20 protein-coding genes are annotated in these 19153 nt (G+C 70.4%); 12 read left to right on the plus strand and 8 right to left on the minus strand.

The genetic code is table 11. The annotated features are described in order from the left end of the window. Positions 1 to 3: 3 nt before the first annotated feature. Positions 4 to 900: a hypothetical protein gene (locus tag K8625_RS11185; RefSeq protein ID WP_223782709.1), complete on the plus strand. Its 897-nt coding sequence runs from the start codon at positions 4 to 6 to the stop codon at positions 898 to 900. 6 nt (positions 901 to 906) lie between these two features. Here K8625_RS11185 and dbpA read toward each other — a convergent pair whose 3' ends face one another. Beyond that, entirely contained in the window at positions 907 to 2289 is a 1383-nt protein-coding gene (gene dbpA / locus K8625_RS11190) for an ATP-dependent RNA helicase DbpA (protein ID WP_223782710.1), read from the minus strand. A 91-nt stretch (positions 2290 to 2380) separates the two neighbouring features. Next, complete coding sequence (locus K8625_RS11195; protein WP_223782711.1) at positions 2381 to 2779, minus strand: DUF488 domain-containing protein; 399 nt, start codon at positions 2777 to 2779, stop codon at positions 2381 to 2383. 312 nt (positions 2780 to 3091) lie between these two features. Here K8625_RS11195 and K8625_RS11200 point away from each other — a divergent pair, with 312 nt between their 5' ends. Together K8625_RS11200 and nagZ are read left to right on the plus strand one after the other, a co-directional pair. After that, positions 3092 to 4108 (plus strand): hypothetical protein, encoded by a 1017-nt coding sequence (locus K8625_RS11200; protein WP_223782712.1) that lies wholly within the window; start codon positions 3092 to 3094, stop codon positions 4106 to 4108. A 165-nt stretch (positions 4109 to 4273) separates the two neighbouring features. Continuing rightward, positions 4274 to 5338 carry a beta-N-acetylhexosaminidase gene (nagZ, locus tag K8625_RS11205; RefSeq protein ID WP_255665612.1) on the plus strand — a complete coding sequence of 355 codons (1065 nt, stop codon included), beginning with the start codon at positions 4274 to 4276 and terminating at the stop codon, positions 5336 to 5338. A 286-nt stretch (positions 5339 to 5624) separates the two neighbouring features. Here nagZ and K8625_RS11210 read toward each other — a convergent pair whose 3' ends face one another. From K8625_RS11210 to K8625_RS11225, 4 genes are all read right to left on the minus strand, one after another. Then, entirely contained in the window at positions 5625 to 6005 is a 381-nt protein-coding gene (locus tag K8625_RS11210) for a hypothetical protein (RefSeq protein ID WP_223782714.1), read from the minus strand. A 98-nt stretch (positions 6006 to 6103) separates the two neighbouring features. Continuing rightward, positions 6104 to 6589 carry a hypothetical protein gene (locus tag K8625_RS11215; protein WP_223750769.1) on the minus strand — a complete coding sequence of 162 codons (486 nt, stop codon included), beginning with the start codon at positions 6587 to 6589 and terminating at the stop codon, positions 6104 to 6106. A gap of 283 nt (positions 6590 to 6872) precedes the next feature. Next, a complete protein-coding gene (gene bcp / locus K8625_RS11220) occupies positions 6873 to 7829 on the minus strand; it encodes a thioredoxin-dependent thiol peroxidase (protein WP_223782715.1) in 957 nt (318 codons plus the stop codon). A 57-nt stretch (positions 7830 to 7886) separates the two neighbouring features. Beyond that, a complete protein-coding gene (locus tag K8625_RS11225; protein WP_223750767.1) occupies positions 7887 to 8387 on the minus strand; it encodes a hypothetical protein in 501 nt (166 codons plus the stop codon). Between the two features lie 57 nt (positions 8388 to 8444). Between K8625_RS11225 and K8625_RS11230 the strand changes: the two genes are divergently transcribed. After that, positions 8445 to 9092, plus strand: a complete 648-nt coding sequence (locus tag K8625_RS11230) for a hypothetical protein (protein WP_223750766.1) — start codon at positions 8445 to 8447, stop codon at positions 9090 to 9092. Between the two features lie 73 nt (positions 9093 to 9165). Here the strand turns inward: K8625_RS11230 and K8625_RS11235 are convergent, their stop codons facing one another. Then, a complete protein-coding gene (locus tag K8625_RS11235; protein WP_223750765.1) occupies positions 9166 to 10494 on the minus strand; it encodes a response regulator in 1329 nt (442 codons plus the stop codon). 114 nt (positions 10495 to 10608) lie between these two features. Between K8625_RS11235 and K8625_RS11240 the strand changes: the two genes are divergently transcribed. The 7 genes from K8625_RS11240 (at position 10609) to K8625_RS11270 (ending at position 17030) form a co-directional block, all read left to right on the plus strand. Then, positions 10609 to 10992: an MXAN_6627.5 family MYXO-CTERM protein gene (locus K8625_RS11240; RefSeq protein WP_223782716.1), complete on the plus strand. Its 384-nt coding sequence runs from the start codon at positions 10609 to 10611 to the stop codon at positions 10990 to 10992. A gap of 11 nt (positions 10993 to 11003) precedes the next feature. Next, positions 11004 to 12047, plus strand: coding sequence for a methyltransferase (locus tag K8625_RS11245; protein WP_046716431.1), 1044 nt, complete (start codon positions 11004 to 11006; stop codon positions 12045 to 12047). Positions 12048 to 12122: 75 nt separating this feature from the next. Further along, complete coding sequence (locus K8625_RS11250; protein WP_223750763.1) at positions 12123 to 13568, plus strand: UbiA family prenyltransferase; 1446 nt, start codon at positions 12123 to 12125, stop codon at positions 13566 to 13568. A gap of 13 nt (positions 13569 to 13581) precedes the next feature. Further along, positions 13582 to 14973 carry an FAD-binding oxidoreductase gene (locus K8625_RS11255; RefSeq protein ID WP_223782717.1) on the plus strand — a complete coding sequence of 464 codons (1392 nt, stop codon included), beginning with the start codon at positions 13582 to 13584 and terminating at the stop codon, positions 14971 to 14973. A 24-nt stretch (positions 14974 to 14997) separates the two neighbouring features. Continuing rightward, positions 14998 to 15735: an SDR family oxidoreductase gene (locus K8625_RS11260; protein WP_046716433.1), complete on the plus strand. Its 738-nt coding sequence runs from the start codon at positions 14998 to 15000 to the stop codon at positions 15733 to 15735. Positions 15736 to 15799: 64 nt separating this feature from the next. Continuing rightward, positions 15800 to 16390, plus strand: coding sequence for a Uma2 family endonuclease (locus tag K8625_RS11265; RefSeq protein ID WP_223782718.1), 591 nt, complete (start codon positions 15800 to 15802; stop codon positions 16388 to 16390). A gap of 49 nt (positions 16391 to 16439) precedes the next feature. Next, the gene (locus K8625_RS11270; RefSeq protein WP_223782719.1) at positions 16440 to 17030 is read left to right on the plus strand and encodes a Uma2 family endonuclease; all 591 of its coding nucleotides are present in this window, start codon (positions 16440 to 16442) and stop codon (positions 17028 to 17030) included. Between the two features lie 3 nt (positions 17031 to 17033). On the opposite strand, the gene K8625_RS11275 is transcribed toward K8625_RS11270, so the two are convergent. Then, positions 17034 to 18149 carry an aldo/keto reductase gene (locus K8625_RS11275; RefSeq protein ID WP_223750759.1) on the minus strand — a complete coding sequence of 372 codons (1116 nt, stop codon included), beginning with the start codon at positions 18147 to 18149 and terminating at the stop codon, positions 17034 to 17036. Positions 18150 to 18239: 90 nt separating this feature from the next. Between K8625_RS11275 and K8625_RS11280 the strand changes: the two genes are divergently transcribed. Beyond that, positions 18240 to 19151: a LysR family transcriptional regulator gene (locus K8625_RS11280; RefSeq protein WP_141326527.1), complete on the plus strand. Its 912-nt coding sequence runs from the start codon at positions 18240 to 18242 to the stop codon at positions 19149 to 19151. Positions 19152 to 19153 lie beyond the last annotated feature (2 nt).

The following is a 19153-nucleotide window of genomic DNA, read 5'->3' on the forward strand; positions in this document are numbered from 1 at the left end:
GCCATGATGCCCGGCCCCGACGTCGTCATCGCCTGTCCTCACTGTGGAGCGCCGCACCTGCTCCGCTCACTCGCCACCGGCAACACGCTGGGCATCGCGGGCTGGACGGATGGCTGGTGCGAGGAGCCGCCGATGGCGCTGCGCCCCCCGGTCTTCTCCCGCTGTGCTTCGTGTCACGCGCTGTTCCGGGCCGCCGGGTCACGTCGACTGGGAGAGCTCACGGAGCGCACCGTGCCTCACGAGGAGCCCGTCACCCGCGTCACGCTCGCCCACGCGGGCGGGCGCCGCGCCGAGGCGATGCACCTCTTGAGTCGTGAGCTGGGCAAGTCTCCGACCGAGGCCCGGCGGATGCTCGACAAGCTCCCAGCGCCGCTGGGGGCGTGGGCTGAGGACGTGGCGGGACGACTGGCCAGGCGCCTGGTGGAGCTGGGCGCGCGCGTCTCGCTGGAGTCCACGACAGCGCAGTCGACGCGCTCGTTGCTCCCGCGCGAGTGGAAGGAGGCGCCCAGGTTGGAGCACCCGTCCGAGGCGGAGCTCCAGTTCGTCCTGCGGGAGAACCTGCTGCGGCCCCCCGCGTGGGAGTGGGAGGCGCGCCAGCACCTGTGGTGGATGAGCAACGCGCCCCATCACCAGGGCGCATCCTGGCGCAGCCCGTGGAGGCGCACGCGGGCGGTGCTCAGCAACCTGCATGTACTGGCCCACCTCGTGACCTCGGACTCGGACGAGAATCGACTGCTGCGGGTGGAGGCCTTTCGCGAGCTGGAGAAGCGGGACGAGGCCCTCGCGCTCCTGGACTCGGCGCCCTTCCCCGCGTACCTGGTGTACATCGCGGACTTCCTGCGGGGACAGCTGCGCGAGTTCGACTTCGAGGTGCGCAGGCTCCCGCCGCCTCCGGCTTGAGCGCCGTTACTTCACGCGCTCAATCTTGTGCTTGCGGCCCTTGATGCGGCCCTCGCTCAAGCGCTGGAAGGCGATGCGGGACACGCGCCGGGCGACGGCGACGTAGGCGATGTGGTCCTGGATCTCGATCTTGCCCACGTCCGTCGCGGCGAACCCGCCCGCCTCGCCCGTCAGCGCGCCGAGGATGTCGCCCGGCCGCATCTTGTCCTTGCGACCGGCAGAGATGTAGAGCGTCTCCCACTCGGAGCCGAGCGCGCCGGGCTTCATGAAGGTCTCCTCCAGCGCGGCCTGGTCGCCCGTCTCCAGCTTCACGCCGAGGGCCTGTTCGATCTCCTCCACCTTGCGCTCGTCGCGCGGCGTCACCAGCGCGATGGCGAGGCCCGTGCGGCCCGCGCGTCCGGTGCGGCCGATGCGGTGCACGTACGGCTCGGGCTGGAAGGGCATGTCGAAGTTGACGACGGCGTCGAGCGCCTCCACGTCGATGCCTCGCCCCGCCACGTCCGTGGCCACCAGCACGCGCGTGCTGAGGTTGCGGAACTTCGCCATGACGCGGTCTCTCTCGAACTGCTCCAGGTCGCCCTGCAGCCCGTCCACGCTGACGCCCGCGTCGGAGAGCGACTTCGTCAGCTCCACCACCGTCGCCTTGTGGTTGCAGAAGACGATGGCGGACGCCGGCATGTGGCGGTGGAGGACCTTGAGCAGCATCGCCGGCTTGTCCTCCGGCGCGGAGTTGTAGCGAAGCTGGCGGATGGGCGGCGCGGCCTCGGTGTCCTCCACCGTCACGCGCACCGGCTCCTTCTGGAACGCGCGGCTCAGGGCCGCGATGTCCGGCGGGAAGGTCGCGGAGAAGAGCACCGTCTGCCGGCGCGACGGCATGGCGCCGAGGATGCGCTCCATGTCCTCGCGGAAGCCCATGTCGAGCATCCGGTCCGCCTCGTCCAGCACCACCGTGGCCACCCCACGGGTGTCCAGCGCGTCGCGGTCCAGCACGTCGATGATTCGGCCAGGGGTGCCCACCGCGATGTGAGCGCCCTTCTCCAGCGCCTCCAGCTGCGGGCGGATGGGCTGGCCACCCGCGAGCACCAGCACCTGGAGCCCCGGGAGCCTGCGGCCCAGCTTGCGGATTTCGCCCGCCACCTGCGCGCACAGCTCGCGCGTGGGGCACAGCACCAGCGACTGGACCCGACGGTCCTGGAGCCGCACCTGACGCAAGAGGGGCAGCGCGAAGGCGGCGGTCTTGCCGCTGCCCGTGCGGGCCTGGCCTACCAGGTCCTTGCCCTGGAGCAGCACGGGGATGCTCTGCGCCTGGATGGGCGTGGCGGACTGGAAGCCGAGCTCCCCCAGGACCTGGAGCAGCGGAGGAGACAGCGCGAGCGTGGCGAAATCCATCAGGGCCTCGATTGAACGGAGGCGCGGAAGGTGCCTCGGAGCATCAGCGCGCCCTTGTAGCAGTCGCCCGGGGTGGAACAAGCCCCCCGCGTCAGTGCACCGTGGGACGACGGCGTGGGCGCCGCCTGGCCGGACGCCGCCGTTGCTTCTCCAGGTAGTCCTTCAGGACGACGGCGCTGTTGTGGTCCTCGTCGCGCGCGCTGTACAGCAGCGTCACGTCGCCCTGGCGGGCCGCCTCGAGGAGGGGCGCGAGCGCCTCGTCGTGAGAGGAGAGCTCCCGGGCATAGCGGCGCTGGAACTCCTTCCAGCGCGCCGGCTCATGGCCATACCACTTGCGCAGCTCCGTGCTCGGCGCCACGTCCTTGAGCCAGCCGTCGAGCTCGAGCCGGGTCTTCTTGATGCCCCGGGGCCACAGCCGCTCCACGAGGAAGCGAGCGCCGTCCGAGTCCCCGGGCTCCAGATGGTGATACACGCGCGCGAGCTGAATCATGGCCTGCCTGCCCCCTGGGTCGATGGGCGCCCTCGTCTCACGGGCCCCCCGGGCAACGTGGCGACCCCGCGCGTGGACCGGTAGCGGAAGCCCTGGCGGCTCGCCCAGGGCATGACGTCCCATGTCATGGCCGTGGCCCCGAACGCACGCGCGTCCCCGGAGAACGCGCCAGACACCGGCTCGCGGTGCGGACACCGTGGCACACGAGCCGGGCAAGCCCTGGCTCGTCGCTTGCTCTGCCGTCCGGACAGGCCACGGCTCCACCTTCCGACCCGCACACCTCCGAGACCTTCCCCTTGGCTCCCCACATCCATGTCCGAGACCTTCGAGAAGATTCAGAGCGTGCACAGCCTCTACCAACTCGTCGACGAGGAGTCCGAGCAGGTGCCCCTGGCCTGGGAGATCTACTCGGGAGCGAAGGCGGCCCTGGCGACACCGGACCAACTCGATGAGGGGGAGGCCGATACGCTGACGGATTGGCGTGGGCGCTACCTGAACATCCTCGCCCGGCTGCTGAATGACCGGAGCGTGCGCAGCATCTGCCAGACGATGCGGACGAAGGCGGGCCCGTTCCGGAAGATGCTGACGGTGAACCAGCCCTCGCGGGATATCGACAACGGGCTGGGGCCGAGCCGCCAGCGCACGCGGATGTTCGCCGAGTGGCAGGCGCGCCCCTTCCAGGTGTTCATCCGCGGAGGGCTCTTCTATCGACGTCACTCCAGCGGGAAGCTGTCCCTCTTCGACACGTCCCGCATGGAATCCCATGGCAAGGCGTGCTTCGGCGGATATGTGCTGGACCTGGAGCAGCGGCTGTATGTCTTCAACCACCTCGACAAGGAGGACCGTATCGCCCACTCGACCTTCGTTCGCGGCGCGCCGACACGGTCCGCCGGGGAGATTCGCGTCCTCAACGGCCGGTTGCAGATGCTCACCAACCACAGCGGCCACTATCGCCCCGACAAGAAGTCGCTCCACGACACGCTGGTGTACTTCCAGAGCCAGGGCGTCGTCCTGGCCGGAGCGCTGGTGGCCTTCGTCGTGGACCCCCAGCTCGCGTTGGTGCCGCTGACGCCCGAGCAGCTCCCCTGGGTGTTCCTGTCGGACGTCGGCACGCTCCAGGTCGTCAAGGAGCTCGTCGACGACGAGGTCTCGGGCATCCTGGACCTGCAGGCGAGGGAGCGCCGTCGCGTGGCGTTGCTCAAGCAGCGCAGCTTCGAGCAGAACATCTCCTCGCGGTTCGTCTACAAGGCCTCGGCCTTCGTGAACGCCGTGGCCCAGGAGGACGCGCTGGCCCAACAGGCCCTCGACGACCTCTTCCCCGACAGCTGAGTCGGCGGGCGGCGGGGAGGTGCTGGCCTCGGACGCCTCGGGAGTTGACGAGCAGACGACGCCCGGGGCGGCGCGCCGCATTCCGCTCCCCAAGCCCGCCCCGGGTAGTGCGACACTGCGCGGGTGACCGCCTCCGCCCTGTATCGCGACTGTGCCCGCCTGTTCATGGTGGGCTTTCCTGGAACCCGCGTCGACGCCGACCTGGCGTCGCTGATGGATGACGGCATCTACGGCGCCATCCTGTTCAAGCGCAACGTGGGCACGGCCCAGGAGACGGCGGCGCTGTGCCACGCGCTCAAGGTGCGCGCGGGCCGGCCGTTCATCCTCTCGGTGGACCAGGAGGGGGGTCGCGTGGCCCGGCTGCGCGGCGCGCCGTTCACCACCCTTCCCCCGATGCGGGAGCTGGGCCAGCGCGGGGACGCGGGCGTCGTGGAGCGCGTGGGACGGCTGCTCGCCCACGAGCTGCGCGCGGTGGGCTTCGACTGGGACTTCGCGCCGGTGCTGGACGTGGACACCAACCCGGCCAACCCCGTCATCGGCGACCGGAGCTTCAGCCGGGATGCGGAGGCGGTGGGGCGGCTGGGCGTGGCGCTCGCGCGCGGGCTCGAGGCGGGCGGCGTCGCGTCCTGCGGCAAGCACTTCCCCGGGCACGGCGACACGATGACGGACAGCCACCTGACGCTGCCCCGGCTGCCGCATGATCTGGAGCGGCTGCGGCGCGTGGAGCTGGTGCCCTTCCGGGCCTTCGCGCAGGCGCGGCTGGCGTCGTTGATGACGGCGCATGTCATGTTCGACGCGCTGGACAAGGAGATGCCCGCGACGATGAGCGAGCGCGTGCTGACGGGCGTGCTGCGCCAGGAGCTGGGGTTCGACGGGGTGCTCGTCAGCGACGATTTGGAGATGAAGGCCATCGCGGCGCACTACTCCGTGGAGGAGGCCGCCGTGCGCGGCACGCTCGCGGGGGTGGACCTGTTCCTCGTGTGCCATCAGGTGGACGTGCAGCGGCGCGCCATCGAGGCGGTGGTGAAGGCGGTGGAGTCCGGACGGATTCCGCGCGAGCGCATCACCGAGGCGCATCGCCGGCTGGATGTGCTCGCCGCGCGCTTCGCACACCCGGCGGAGGACCGGCTCGCCACGCTCGGCGGGGCCGAGCATCTGGCGCTCGCCCAGGGGCTCGACAGCGCCTTCGCGGGCAAGGACCCGACCGAGGTCATGCTCGCGTCGCGCTGAGGGCTCGCGGGTGGAGCCCGCTCGGCTCGCCCCCGCGGGCCGTCGCGCCACGCACGTGCCGACGAGGGCGCACGGGGAAGCCCCGTGAGGCCACGTCCAGTTCGTGCGGCCATTTCGCCCAGGGCGCTCGCGGACGAAGCCTTCTTGCGAGGCCACGTCCGAGGGGGCGCTGTCCTTCGGATGAATGCTCACGGGCGGAGTGATGCGACCCTGCTCGCGCAGGGCGGCGACCGGGGGTGGACCCGGCTCCCGGACCCAGGGGGCGCCCGGGCCTGGAGGCAGCGGCTCAGTGTGTGTTGTCGGGAGGTGGAGTCTGGGCGGGCGCTCGCGCCGGAGCGGAGTCCTTCGCCTCCTCGCGGTCCTGCCGGGCCTCCTTCTCCTCCTCACGGCGGATGGCGTCCGGGTCGCCTTGGGCGATTCCGGGCTGCACGCGAGGCGGCACGTTGTTCACGGCGGTGGGCGGAAGATTCTCGCCCACGCGGTCCTGCACCGGGGCGATGTTCGGGCCCGAGCCCCCCGTACCGGGACCGAAGCTGCTCAAGGGCTGGGCCTCGTTGGAGTTGCCCTGGTACCAGGAGCCACCCCAATCCCCGCAGGCGGTGCCCAGCGAGGTGATGACGACCAGGGCCCCAGGCAGGAGCCAACGGCGCGCGGTTCGGTGGTTCATGTGCAATCCCTCCGGCGAGCCATCCGAGGCTCCAGAGGGATGGATACGCATCCCCCCGTCCACGGCGGCGGGGGGATGGGCGAGGGCACGCCGGGCGCCTAGCGGCGCGAGTGGGCGTTGCGGTCCTGCCAGCCGAGCGGGCGGTAGCCCCAGGAGCGGTGGTGGTCCGTGACGGTCCCCGTCATGGCGCCGTCCTCGCCGCCCAGGCCCTGCGCCGTGGGGGAGTAGGTGGCGCTGCCGTAGCGGTCCTGCATCATCTTGCCCGAGTCATCCCAGAGGGACTTGTTCTGCTGACCGTCGAGCTTGGGCGTGCGCGGGTCGATGCTGGAGCCAATCTCCTTGATGGTGCCGTTGTGGCCCCGGTCCGCGGTCATCAACCACGGCGGAGACTTCTCGGGATGCACGTTGCCCTCCATGTCCAGCAGGGCGCTCGGCTGGATGCCACGCTGCGCGAACGCGCCGCCTCGCGGCTCGTCCGGCTGCTTGCCTCCCGTCTCGGGAAGCGCACCACAACCCACGGTCCACAGCGCGCCCATCGTCAGCGCCGCCACCTGGGTCCACCGTCGAAGATTCAGCTCGCGCATGTCCACTCCCTTTGAGGTTCCCGTTCATCGAAGGTGGACACTCGACGGCGTCCACCCACGAAACAGGTACATGGCGGCCCTCGGCCGCCTGCTCAATTAAACCCTCGTGAGCGCGTGCGAACAGTCCTCTTCATGACTTCGTCAGGCGAGGAGGTCCGCGTGACCATCCACGCTTCTTCCTGACAGAAGGTGTATTCGGGCGGATGCGAAGGGTTTGCGAGGGCGGGCCCGGAGCACGCAAGATTTGCGTGGATCGACGAGCCCGCCACTCAGCGAAGCGACTTCACTTCTTCTTCGCGCGAGCTGCCTTCTTCGCGGGAGCGCTCTTCTTCGCAGCCCCCTTCTTCACCGGAGCCGACTTCTTCGCGGCACCCTTCTTGGCGGGCACGGCCTTCTTCGCGGCCGACTTCTTCGCCGGAGCCCCCTTCTTCACGGGCGCGGTCTTCTTCGCCGGAGCCGCCTTCTTCGCGGCACTCTTCTTCACGGGCGCGGCCGACTTCTTCGCCGGAGCCGCCTTCTTCGCGGGCGCGGCCTTCGTCACGGGCGCGGCCTTCGCCGGGCGAGCCTCGGGAGCCTCCACCTGGGCCGTGGCACCCGTCCCCGTGTCACGCGGCGCCTTGCGCTTCGGCGCATCGAACCGCGTCACCGGCACTCGCGCCGGAGCGGGCGCCGGAGCGCTCGCGACCGGAGCCTCGCGCGCGTCCTCGTCACCCGCGCTCGACTCCTCCACGCTCGGGCTCGAGCCCGGCGCCGGTAACTCCCCCGTGGGAAGGCTCGTGGGCTTCGCGCCCAGCGCGGCGAGCACCTCCACCACGTGCCCGGTCACCTTCACCTTCGGCCACACCTGCTTCACCTTGCCATCCGGCCCGATGAGGAATGTCGCGCGGGTGATGCCCAGGAACTTGCGCCCGTACAGCGACTTCTCGCCCCAGACGCCGTACGCCTCCGACATCTGGTGCTCGGTGTCCGCCAGCAGCGGGAAGGGCAGGCTGAACTTGGTCGCGAACTTCCGGTGGCTCGCGGTGCTGTCCGCGGACACGCCGAGCACCACGGCGCCCGCGGCCTCCAGCGTCGAGTGCTCGTCGCGGAAGCTGCACGCCTCCACGGTGCACCCGGGAGTGTCATCCTTCGGATAGAAATAGAGGACGACGTTCTTCCCCGCGAACCGCGAGAGCGTCACGGTGTTGCCGTCCTGGTCCTGCAGTTGGAAGTCGGGAGCCGCGTCACCTGCTTGGGGCATGGGCATGCGCGTTCCATAGCCACAAACAGGGCACGTTCTCAATCTCCCCCACGCGCGCTACTTCGTCGCGGGCGCCTCATGGCCGTGCTCGTGGCCATGCTCCCCCGGCGGGTGGCTGTGCGACTCGATACGCACCAGCTCCTTCTGACACTGCGTCAACGCCGCCTGCAGCGGCTCGCGCGCGGCGTCATCCGCCACGCCCAGCTTCTTCGCCAGCGCCTCGCACGCGGCGCGCTTGGCGTCGGAGTCGTCGGTGCCGGGGCCCGTCGCGCCCGGGGTCGCCAGCGGACGCGGGGGCAGCTTGCCCCGCAGGCCCCGGATGGCCGCCAGCCGCTTGTCGGCTTCCGGACGGGAGCGCGAGTCCTTGGGCACCGCCTCCAGCGCCGCGACGACCTCGTCCCAGGCCGGGTCCGTGGGACGCACGCCCTGGTCCACCAGGGCCTGGTACTTCACGTCGGCCTCGCGCAGCTTCTCGGGGCCGGAGTCACACCCGGTGGAGAACACCAGGCACAGGAGGATTGAGAGCGCGGCGGCAGGCCGCTGGAAGGCAGTCCACATGCTGCGTAGGTACCTCCTGCTGGCCTCTGGAGGGAAGCGCGGCTAGGGTGACGGGCCGTGCCGCCCATCCTCCTCGCCTTCCTGCTCGGTCTGTTCCAGGGCCTGCTCCATGCCGTGGGGCCGGACCATTGCGCCGCCGTGGCGACGCTCGGAACCCTGAACGGCGGCCGGCGCAAGGCGGCCATCATCACCGCCTTCCGCTTCGCGCTGGGGCACGCGGCCATGCTGGGCGGCATCGCCGCGGTGTGCCTGCTGGCCGGCGTGGGCCTGTCGGAGACCTTCGAGCGCTGGGCCGAAATCTTCGGCGGCGCCGTGCTGGTGGCGCTCGCCGTCACCGCCCTGCTCTTCCCCAACAGCCTGGACCACGGCCACCCCCACCTGCCCGGCCACGCGAAGGAGCCCCACCAGCACGTGCACACCGTCAGCACCGCCGCCGGCGCGCTGATGGCCGTCAGCGGCGTGCGCTCGCTGCTGCTCGCCCTGCCCCCGCTGCTCGTCGGCGGCAGCATGAGCCTGGCCGCGTGGACCTACCTGCCCGGCTTCGCCCTGGGCATCCTCATCGGCATGGGCGCGGTGGGCCTGCTCTTCGCCGAGGGCCTCACCCGCCTCAACGCGCGCATCACCGCCTGGGTGCAGCGCGCGGTGGCGCTGGCCTCCGGCGCGCTCGGCCTGTTCTGGATCGGCTCCCGCCTGACGGGCGGCTGAGCACCTCCCGAAACTCCCTCGGGGCTCCACGGGCGTCCCCTCTCGTCGAGGACGACGCCCGGGCCCACGAGGCCTACGAGCGCTTCTCCAGGATGCCCAGCGACATCATCGCCACCAGGAACCCGTAGACGACGTGCTCGGGGCGGTTGGCGAACGCGAGCAGCTCCGCCACCGTGCGGATGCCGTCGATCTTCGGCAGCAGCTCCGCCTCCCACCGCTCCAGCTCCACCTCGTTGAACTGGTACGAGGGAGCCACCGCCGGGATGAGCCGGTCCTCGGGCTGCAACAGCCGACGCAGGCGCTCCGGCTTGTAGAGCTTCTTGATGCCGCGGACGATGAGGTTGCCGGGGTGCACGTCCAGCTTGATGGACTCCGCGCTGGCCTTCTCCCGGAAGCTCATCACGTACGTGGCTTCATCCCAGGCGAAGAGCGAGTAGATGACCGCCTTCACCTGCTGGCCCACGTAGTACAGCCGCTCGGTGTCCTTGAGCAGCCCGCGCTCCACCAGCACGTCGCCTGTGCGGCGGTTGGTCTGTCCCGCCACGGCGGAGGCGTCCTGGAGCTGCTCGGGCTTGATCTTCCCCACGCGGACCAGGAACTGGCCGAAGCGGTCCGCGAGCAGGTTGGAGAGGGCGAACACGGGCATGCCCTTCTCGAAGTAGACGACCTTCTTCACCTTGCCCTTCTGGATGCCCAGCTCGCCCGTCTCCCGGGACAGGTAGTAGGCGGTGAGCAGCGAGGGCAGGTTGTCCTTCAGCTCGCCCCGGCGGCTGCCCGGCGCGCCCGAGCCCGGGGGCGGCTGGTCCGGGGGACGGCCCGGCGTGGGCGGCCGCACCTGGGTGGCCGGCACCTTCTGCATGGGGCTGGCGGTGAGGTTGGCGCCGCGAATCTCCGCGGTGATGTTGCCGCCGCCCGTCACCTTGATGCGGCCCGTCAGCTCCATGACGTCCTGGGGGCCCTCCTCCTCCACGTCGATGTCCAGTTCCACCTCGAAGGCGTCCTGGAGCGAGCCCGCGGGTGGGGCCTTCTTCTCGGGGGCGAGGACCTTGGTGACGGCCTCCAGGAGCTTCTGCGCCTCGAAGGGTTTCTCGAAGTAGCCGGCCGCCTGGTACTTCTGGCGCGCCTCCAGCGCGTGCTTGCCGCCCTTGAAGACGCCGGTGATGAAGAGCAGCGGCAGCTGCGGGTTGTCCTTGCGCAGCGCGTCCGCCAGCGGATAGCCCATCATGTCCGGCAGCAGGATGTCCAAGACGGCCGCGCCGGGGGGATTCGCCTTGGCCACCTCGATGGCCTGCTTGCCGCGGCTGGCGCCGACGACCTCGTAGCCCGCGTCCTCGAAGAGCTGCGTGAGGAGGGAGAGAAGCTCCGGGTTGTCATCGACGACGAGGATTCTGGGGGCGGCCATCGCGGGCCGTACGCTACCAGATGCCAGCCAGGGGGTGGGACAATCTACCCCCGGCCTCCCCTTTCCACGGTGGATGCATCTGTGCCGCCGGGCGGTTAGGGTGACGACCCCGTCATGGCCTCTCTCCGTCACCTGTTCCGTGCCCGGACCCTCGGTCTGCTGGCGTGCCTGTCCCTCGTGTCCCCCGCGCTCGCGTGGGCCTGGTCCGCCGACGACGCGGGCGCCGACGGGGGCATCATCATCCCCCTGCCGGACGCCTCCTCCGGCGAGGGCGGGCCGGACCGGGACAACCCGGAGGGCGAGGACGGCACGGGGCGGGTGAACACCGTCTGCCGCCACAGCGGCGACTGTTCGGCGCGCTTCACCTGTGACGACGGGAAGTGCCGTTACACGGGTGTGCGCAAGGCGGAGCAGGTAGGCTGTCTGATGGGCGCGGAGGGTGCGCTGGTGCTGGTGGGTGTGGCGGGACTGGCCCGGCCCCGGCGCAACCGAGGATAGGGGACGCGTGCATGCGGCTGGGCCTCAAGGCGGACAACCTGCTGGAGCGCGTGGCGGACTGGCTCAACCTGGCCCCCAAGCCCCTGGCCCATGCCTTCTTCGGGATGATGGCCTCGCGCACGCTGATGGCGGGGGTGCGGCTGGGGGTGTACGGCGCGCTGGCGGACGGCGCGGCGACCTCCGAGGCGCTGGCCGCCCGGCTGAAGCTGTCCCCCGAGGGGATGCGCTCGCTGCTGGAGGCCCTCATCGCCTGTGAGGCGGTGGAGCGGCAGCGCGACGGCCGCTACCGGCTGGCGCCCCGCTCGAAGCGGTGGCTGGACCCGCGCTCGCCCCAGTACGTGGGGGCGTTCCTGGAGTTCAACTACGCGCAGTGGGACTGGTGGAGCCAGGTGGAGGGCGTGGTGCGCACGGGCGAGGCGGTGGACATCCACGGCTTCGCCCCCGAGGACCCGCGCTGGCGTGACTACATCCACGCCATGCACCAGCTCGCCCGGCTGGCGGCCCCCGAGGTGACGAGCGCCATCCCCCTGCCCCGGGGCGCGAAGACGCTCTTGGATTTGGGCGGGGCGCACGGCTGGTTCGCGGCGGAGATGTGCCGGCGCAACCGGGGCCTGAAGGCGACGGTGCTGGACCTGGAGGGCAGCGTGCGCGTGGGGCGGGACATCATCGCCTGCGCGGGGCTGAGCCACCTGGTCACCCACCAGGCCGGGGACATCCTCACCGCGGACCTGGGCGGCCCGTATGACGGGGTGCTGCTGTTCCAGGTGATGCACCACCTGACGCCCGCGCAGAACGTGGCGCTCCTGCGCCGCATCCGGGGGGCGCTGGCGCCGAAGGGGACGCTGGCGGTGCTCGAGTACCTGCGCGAGGACATCCAGGACCCCTCCAGCTCCGCGCCGCTCATCGGCCTGCACTACTTCGTGACGTCGGGCGCGGCGGCGTACACGCCCGCCGAGGTGGAGGGCTTCCTGGACGACGCGGGCTATCGCATCGAGAGCAGCCGGCCCATCCGCCACCTGCCCCTGCAGACGCTGCACGTGGCGCGGCTCGACTGAGTCTCGTCCGGGCGGGCACGTCCTTCCGCCCCCTGGAGGAGGCGCCGATGGGCTACCCTGCGCCTCCCGTTGCCCATGGTTCCCGAGACTCCCCTCTCCGCTGATTCGCCAGACGTGGCGCTCGCCGTCGACCTCGACGGGACGCTGGTGCGTACCGACACGCTGCACGAGAACCTGCTCGTCCTCTTCAAGCGCGCGCCCTGGCTGGTGCTGCTCCTTCCCCTGTGGGTCCTCAAGGGCAAGGCGTACTTCAAGGCGGAGGTGGCCCGGCGCGCCGCGCTGGACGCCTCGCTGCTGCCCTATAACGAGGAGCTGCTCGGCTTCCTCCAGGAGGAGAAGGCGAAAGGGCGCAGGCTGGTGCTCGCCACCGCGGCGGACCAGCGCATCGCGCAGGCCGTGGCCTCGCACCTGGGGCTGTTCGCCGAGGTGCACGCGAGCGACGGCCGGGAGAACCTGTCCGGGGCGCGCAAGCTCGCGAAGCTGAAGGCGTCGCTCGGCACGTTCGACTACGCGGGCAACGACGCGGTGGACGTGCCCTTGTGGCGCGAGTCGCGGCAGGTGGTGGTGGTGCACGCGCCCTCGGGCGTGCTGAAGCAGGCGCACGGGCTGGGGCGCGCGGTGCACCGCGTCTTCGAGAAGCCGAGGACGAGCCCCCGCGTCTGGGTGAAGGCGCTGCGCGTGCACCAGTGGGCGAAGAACGCGCTGGTGTTCGTGCCGCTGCTCGCCGCGCACAAGGCCGCGTCGCCGGACCTGCTGCTCAAGGCGGTGTTGGGTTTCGTGGCGTTCAGCCTGTGCGCGTCCAGCGTGTACGTGCTCAATGACCTGCTGGATTTGGACTCCGACCGGCGGCACCCGACGAAGAAGAACCGCCCGTTCGCGGCGTGCACGCTGCCGGTGAGCGTGGGGGTGGTGATGGCGCCCCTGTTGCTGCTGGCGGGCGCGGCGGTGTGTCTGTTGTTGCCGCCCGCCTTCGCGGCGCTCCTGGCGACGTACTACGCGCTGACCCTGGCGTACTCGCTGCGGCTCAAGCAGGTGGTGATGCTGGACGTGCTGGTGCTGGCGGGCCTGTACACGGTGCGCATCTTCGGCGGCTCGCTGGCGGTGGGCGTGCCCACGTCGAGCTGGTTGTTGATGTTCAGCATGTTCCTGTTCCTGTCGCTGGCGCTGGTGAAGCGGCTGTCCGAGGTGCGCAGGCTGCGGCTGTCCAACGAGACCTCCGCGCACGGGCGAGGCTACCTGGCGCAGGACTACGAGCAGCTGGCCAGCCTGGGCGCGGCGGCGGGCCAGGTGTCGGTGCTGGTGCTGGCGCTGTACATCACCTCGAAGGAGGTGACGGTGTACTACGACCACCCCGAGCGGCTGTGGCTCTTGTGCCCGGTGATGCTGTACTGGGTGGGCCGCATCTGGGTGCTGGCGCATCGCGGGCAGGTGAACGAGGACCCGCTCGTCTTCGCGCTGAGGGACCGGGTGAGCTACGCGGTGGGGCTGGTCGCGGCCCTGGTGCTGTGGGCGGCCACGTGAGAGGGCTTGCGCGATGAAGGCACTGGAGTCCTGGGGACGCTATCCCCGAGTCGAGCAGCGCACGCACGCGCTGACGTGGCGCTCGGACGCGCTGCCCGAGGTGTCCGGCGCGGTGCTGCCGCACGGGCTGGGGCGCAGCTATGGCGACTCGTGTCTGAACGGGGGCGGCACGCTGCTGCTCACCTCCGGGCTGGACCGGCTCATCGCGTTCGACGCGGCGACGGGCGTGGTGCGCTGCGAGGCGGGCGTGTCGCTGGACACGCTCTTGCGTCTGGCGGTGCCGCGCGGCTGGTTCCTGCCGGTGACGCCGGGCACCAAGTACGTGACGGTGGGCGGCGCCATCGCCAACGACGTGCACGGCAAGAACCACCACCGTGGCGGGACGTTCGGCCGGTACGTGCGCCGCTTCGAGCTCTTGCGCTCGGATGGCAGCCGCCGGGTGTGCGCGCCGGACGAGAACCCGGACTGGTACGGGGCGACGATTGGGGGCCTGGGGCTCACGGGGCTCGTCACCTGGGCGGAGGTGCAGCTCAAGCCCATCAGCAACCCGTTCGTGTTGCAGGAGACGGTGCCCTTCGGGAACCTGGATGAGTTCCTGGTCGTGGCGCGCGAGTCCGAGGCGGACCACGAGTTCACCATGGCGTGGGTGGACTGCCTGGCGCGGGGCCGGAAGCTGGGGCGCGGGCTGCTCTACCGGGGCAACTTCGCGCCGCCGCAGTTCGACCGGCTGCCGTTGGCGAAGAGCCACCTGTCGCACGGCATGGGGCTGGCGGTGCCCATGGACATGCCGGCGTTCTGCCTCAACCGGCTGTCGGTGTCGGCGTTCAACTGGCTGTACTTCCACCGGCAGAACGGCAAGCCGAAGCAGCGGCTGACGCACTACGACCCGTTCTTCTATCCGCTGGATGCCATCTATGGCTGGAACCGCATCTACGGCCGGCGTGGCTTCCTCCAGTTCCAGTGCGTGGTGCCGTACGCGACGGCGCGCGACGCGCTGAAGGAAATCCTGGAGCGCAGCTCGCGCGGCGCGCTGCCCAGCTTCCTGTCGGTGTTGAAGACCTTCGGTGACATCCCCTCGCCGGGGTGGCTGTCCTTCCCGCGCCAGGGCGTGACGCTGGCCATGGACTTCGCCAACCGGGGGGAGAAGACGTACCGGTTGGTGGAGGACCTGGACAAGCTCACGCGCGAGGCGGGCGGCGCGGTGTATCCGGCGAAGGACGCGCGGATGAGCCCGGAGAGCTTCGCGGCGTACTTCCCGCGCCGCGCGGAGTTCGCGGGCTACATCGACCCGGCCTTCTCCTCGTCCTTCTGGCGGCGGATGAACCCGGTGGCCCTGCCCTTCTCGCTGGAGTCGGAGCGGAAGGGCGGAGCCGCCGCGCCGCAATCCCTGCTTGCGCTTCGCTGACCCCTCTTCGAGATTCCAAGCCCCATGAAGAAAGTGCTCGTCCTCGGCGCCACCAGCGCCATTGCCCAGGCGACGGTGAGACTGCTCGCCGCGCGCGGTGCCTCGCTGTACCTGGTGGGCCGCAACGTGGAGAACCTGGACGCGGTGGCGAAGGATGCCGCCACGCGGGGCGCCGCGAAGGTGGAGTCGAAGGCGCTCGACCTGAATGACTTCAGCGCGCACGAGGCGCTGGTGGACGGGGCGTTCCAGGCGCTGGGGGGGCTGGACGGCGTGGTGCTGGCGCACGGGGTGCTGGGAGACCAGACGGAGGCGCAGCGCTCGTGGGCGGCGACGGAGGCGGTGCTGCGCACCAACTTCCTGAGCGCGGTGTCGCTCCTGACGGCGCTGGCGAACCGCTTCGAGGCGCAGAAGGCGGGCACGCTGGTGGTGATTTCGTCGGTGGCGGGAGACCGCGGCCGGCAGAGCAACTACGTGTACGGCGCGTCGAAGGGCGCGCTGAACGTGTTCCTCCAGGGCCTGCGCAACCGGCTGGCGAAGTCCAACGTGGCGGTGGTGACGGTGAAGCCCGGCTTCGTGGACACGCCGATGACGGCGCACATCCCGAAGAACAAGCTGTTCGCCTCGCCGGAGAAGGTGGCGCGCGGACTCCTGAGCGCGGCGGACGGGCGCAAGAACGAGGTCTACGTCCCCGGCATCTGGGCGCTCATCATGCTCATCATCAAGAGCATCCCGGAATCCGTGTTCAAGAAGTTGAAGCTCTAGCTGTAAACGGACGCCGGGAGCGGCGCTGCTTGTCAGACGACTCTGCTATCTCCACACTCGGGGCATGGCCTACGGCAAACGCGAAACAGAGGGTGTCGCGACCCTCGCCGACATCGAGGCGCTGCCCGAGGGCGTCGTGGGCGAGATCATCGAGGGAACGTTGTATGTGCATGCCCAGCCGCGTGCTGGGCATATGGACACGCTGGGCGGCCTGCATGCCATGCTCTGGCGGCCCTTCCAGAAGGGAAGCGGAGGACCTGGAGGCTGGTGGATCCAGGTGGAGCCCGGCATCCAGTTGGAGGGTTCACCCGAGTTCATTCCGGATGTCGCAGGGTGGAGGAAGGACCGGGTGGCGAGGATTCCGACGGGCTCGTGGCTCGTCGCGCCCGACTGGGCCTGTGAAATCCTGTCGCCGTCGACGCGCGCCTACGACCTGCGCATCAAGCGCCCCTTCTACGCGCGGATTGGCATCAAACATCTGTGGTTCATCGACCTGGACGCACGCACCTTGCTGGTGAGCGAGCTGCGCGAGGGGCAGTGGGTGGAGGTCGGGACCTACTGCGACGAGGATGTCATCCGAGTGCCTCCGTTCGAGGACCTCGAGTTGAGGCTCGGCGAGCTCTGGCCGCTCCTGGAGCCCACCTCCGGGACATAGCCTCCCACGTCGGCTTGTCAGACGACGCTGCTATCTCCACACTCGGGGCATGGCCTACGGCAAACGCGAAACAGAGGGTGTCGCGACCCTCGCCGACATCGAGGCGCTGCCCGAGGGCGTCGTGGGCGAGATCATCGATGGTGCGCTGTACACGCATGCCCGCCCCGGGGGCGGACATGTGTATCTGGGCTTGAGACTCTTCGGCGAGCTGGATGGTCCCTTCCAGCTCGGCAATCCCGGCCCGGGCGGCTGGTGGCTCATGGTCGAGCCCGGCGTCCAGGCCGAGGGCTCTCCCGAGTTCATCCCCGACCTCGCCGGCTGGCGACGCGAGCGCGTCCCCACGCTCCCCGAGCGACAGTGGACCACCGTGCCCGACTGGGTCTGTGAGATCCTGTCGCCGTCCACCCGCTCTTACGACGTGCGCATCAAGCGTCCGTTCTACGCGAGGCTCGGAATCCGCCACCTGTGGCTCATCGACCTGGAGGCGCGCACGCTCACCGTGAGCGAGCTGCGCGAGGGCCACTGGAGCGAGGTGGCCGTCCATCACGAGCACGAGGACCTCATCCGCGTCCCGCCCTTCGAGGACCTGCCGCTGCGCTGGAGCTGGCTGTGGCGCTCGCTCCAGCGTCCCATGCCTTGAGGCTCAGCGCGCCGCCGGGCGGAACCACGTGGGCTCCGCTCGCACGGACGTGCCTCCCGTGAACATGCCGCTGGTGAAGAACTCGTTCTCGAAGAAGTGGTACGGGTGGACGAGCTCCGGACGGCTCGCCGCCTCCAGCTTCGCCGCCTGCGCCTCCGGAATCACCACGTCCAGCGCGCGCAGGTTCGCCTCCAGCTGCTCCGGCTTCGTCGCCCCGATGATGGTCGACGCCACGCCCGGCCGCCGCGTCACCCACGCCAGCGCCACCTGCGCCGGCGGCCTGTCCAGCTCCCGCGCCACCTCCAGCAGCGCCTCCACGATGCCCCAGTTGCGCTCCGTGAAGAGCTTCTCGAAGCCCGGGTTCCCTCCCCCCTGGATGGCCGCCACGCGCCCATCCCCCTTCACCACGCCGCGCTCCCGCGTGTACTTGCCCGACAACAACCCCGAGGCCAGCGGACTCCACGGCGTGATGCTCGCGCCCAGCTGCAACGCGGCCGGGATGTGCTCGCGCTCGATGTTGCGCTCCACCAGCGAGTACTCGAGCTGCAACGCGGCCACCCGCTCCCACCCCTCCTTCTCCGCCAGCGTCTGCGCCCGCGCGAAGTACCAGGCCGGCACGTCCGAGAGCCCGATGTAGCGGACCTTCCCCGAGCGCACGAGGTCCGTCATCGTGGACATCACCTCCTCGAGCGGCGTGATTCCGTCCCACGCGTGCAGCCAGTACAGGTCCACGTAGTCCGTCTTCAATCGACGCAGCGACGCCTCCAGCGAGCGCCGGAGGTTCTTGCGCCCATTGCCGCCCGCGTTCGGGTCCCCGGGAATCGTGTTCACGGTGAACTTCGTCGCGATGACGGCGCTGTCCCGTCCGCCGTGCTCCGCGAAGTAGTCCCCGATGAACGCCTCGCTCGTGCCGCCCGTGTACCCATCCGCCGTGTCGATGAAGTTGCCGCCCGCCTCCAGGTAGCGGGCCAGCAGCCGGTGCGCCGTGTCCTTGGGGCTGCCCCAACCCCACTCCGTGCCGAATGTCATGGCCCCCAGCGCGAGCGGGCTCACCCGCAGGCCCGAGCGGCCCAGCAGGTGGTACCTCGACAGCGTGTCGATGCGGTTCGTCGTCGTCATGCGTGCCTCCGTGGATGACCTCAAACTGCCGCCCACGGGCTTTTTCGAGAAGAGACTGGAATCGCAAACACTGTTTAGGATGGCTTCACAATGGCCCTGACACCCCTGAACGAGCTCGCCGTGTTCGTCGCCGTCGCCCGGCACAAGAGCTTCACGCGCGCGGGAAAGGAGCTCCGCGTCTCCACGTCCGCGGTGAGCCAGACGGTGCGCATGCTGGAGGAGCGCGTGGGCGGCGCCCTGCTCTCCCGCACCACGCGCAGCGTGTCGCTCACGGACATGGGGCAGCGCCTGCTGGAGCGCGCGGGGCCAGGACTGGAGTCGGCGCTGGGCGCGCTGGAGCACCTGTCCGCGGACGTGTCCGAAATCAGCGGCACGCTCCGGCTCACGGTGCCCGTGATGGGGCTCGCCACCGTCATCGAGCCTGTCATCCCCCGCTTCATCCAGGAGCACCCCCATGTCCGCGTCGACGTCCGGGTCACGGACCGGTTCGTGAACATCGTGACGGAGGGGCTCGACGCGGGACTGCGGCTGACGGAGTCCGTGGAGCGCGACATGGTGCAGCTGCGCCTGTCGCCCTCCTTCCGCTTCCTCATCGTCGGCTCGCCGGCCTACCTGAAGAAGCATGGGACGCCGACGCGCCCCGCGGACCTGGCGCAGCACGAGTGCATCGGCTACCGCGCCCCCACCACGGGCCTGCCGTACCACTGGGAGCTGGAGCGCGGGCGCAAGCAGCTGCGCATCGCGGTGAAGGGGCCGCTCGTCACGGACGACTCGCAGTTCACGCGGCGCATGGCCGTGGCGGGCGTGGGCCTGGCGTACCTCGCCGAGCCGGAGCTCACCCCGGCGTTACGCGAGGGGACGCTGCGGGCCGTGCTGGAGGACTGGGCACCCTCCGTCCCGGGCCTCTTCCTGTACTACCCCCACCGGGCTCGCGCCTCACCCGCGCTGAAGGCCTTCGTCGCGCTCGCGCGGAAGATGCTTCCCACGCCCACACGCGCCTGAGG

Origin of the sequence: Myxococcus sp. AS-1-15 (assembly GCF_020037055.1) — a bacterium.
Classification (GTDB): Bacteria; Myxococcota; Myxococcia; order Myxococcales; family Myxococcaceae; genus Myxococcus; species Myxococcus fulvus.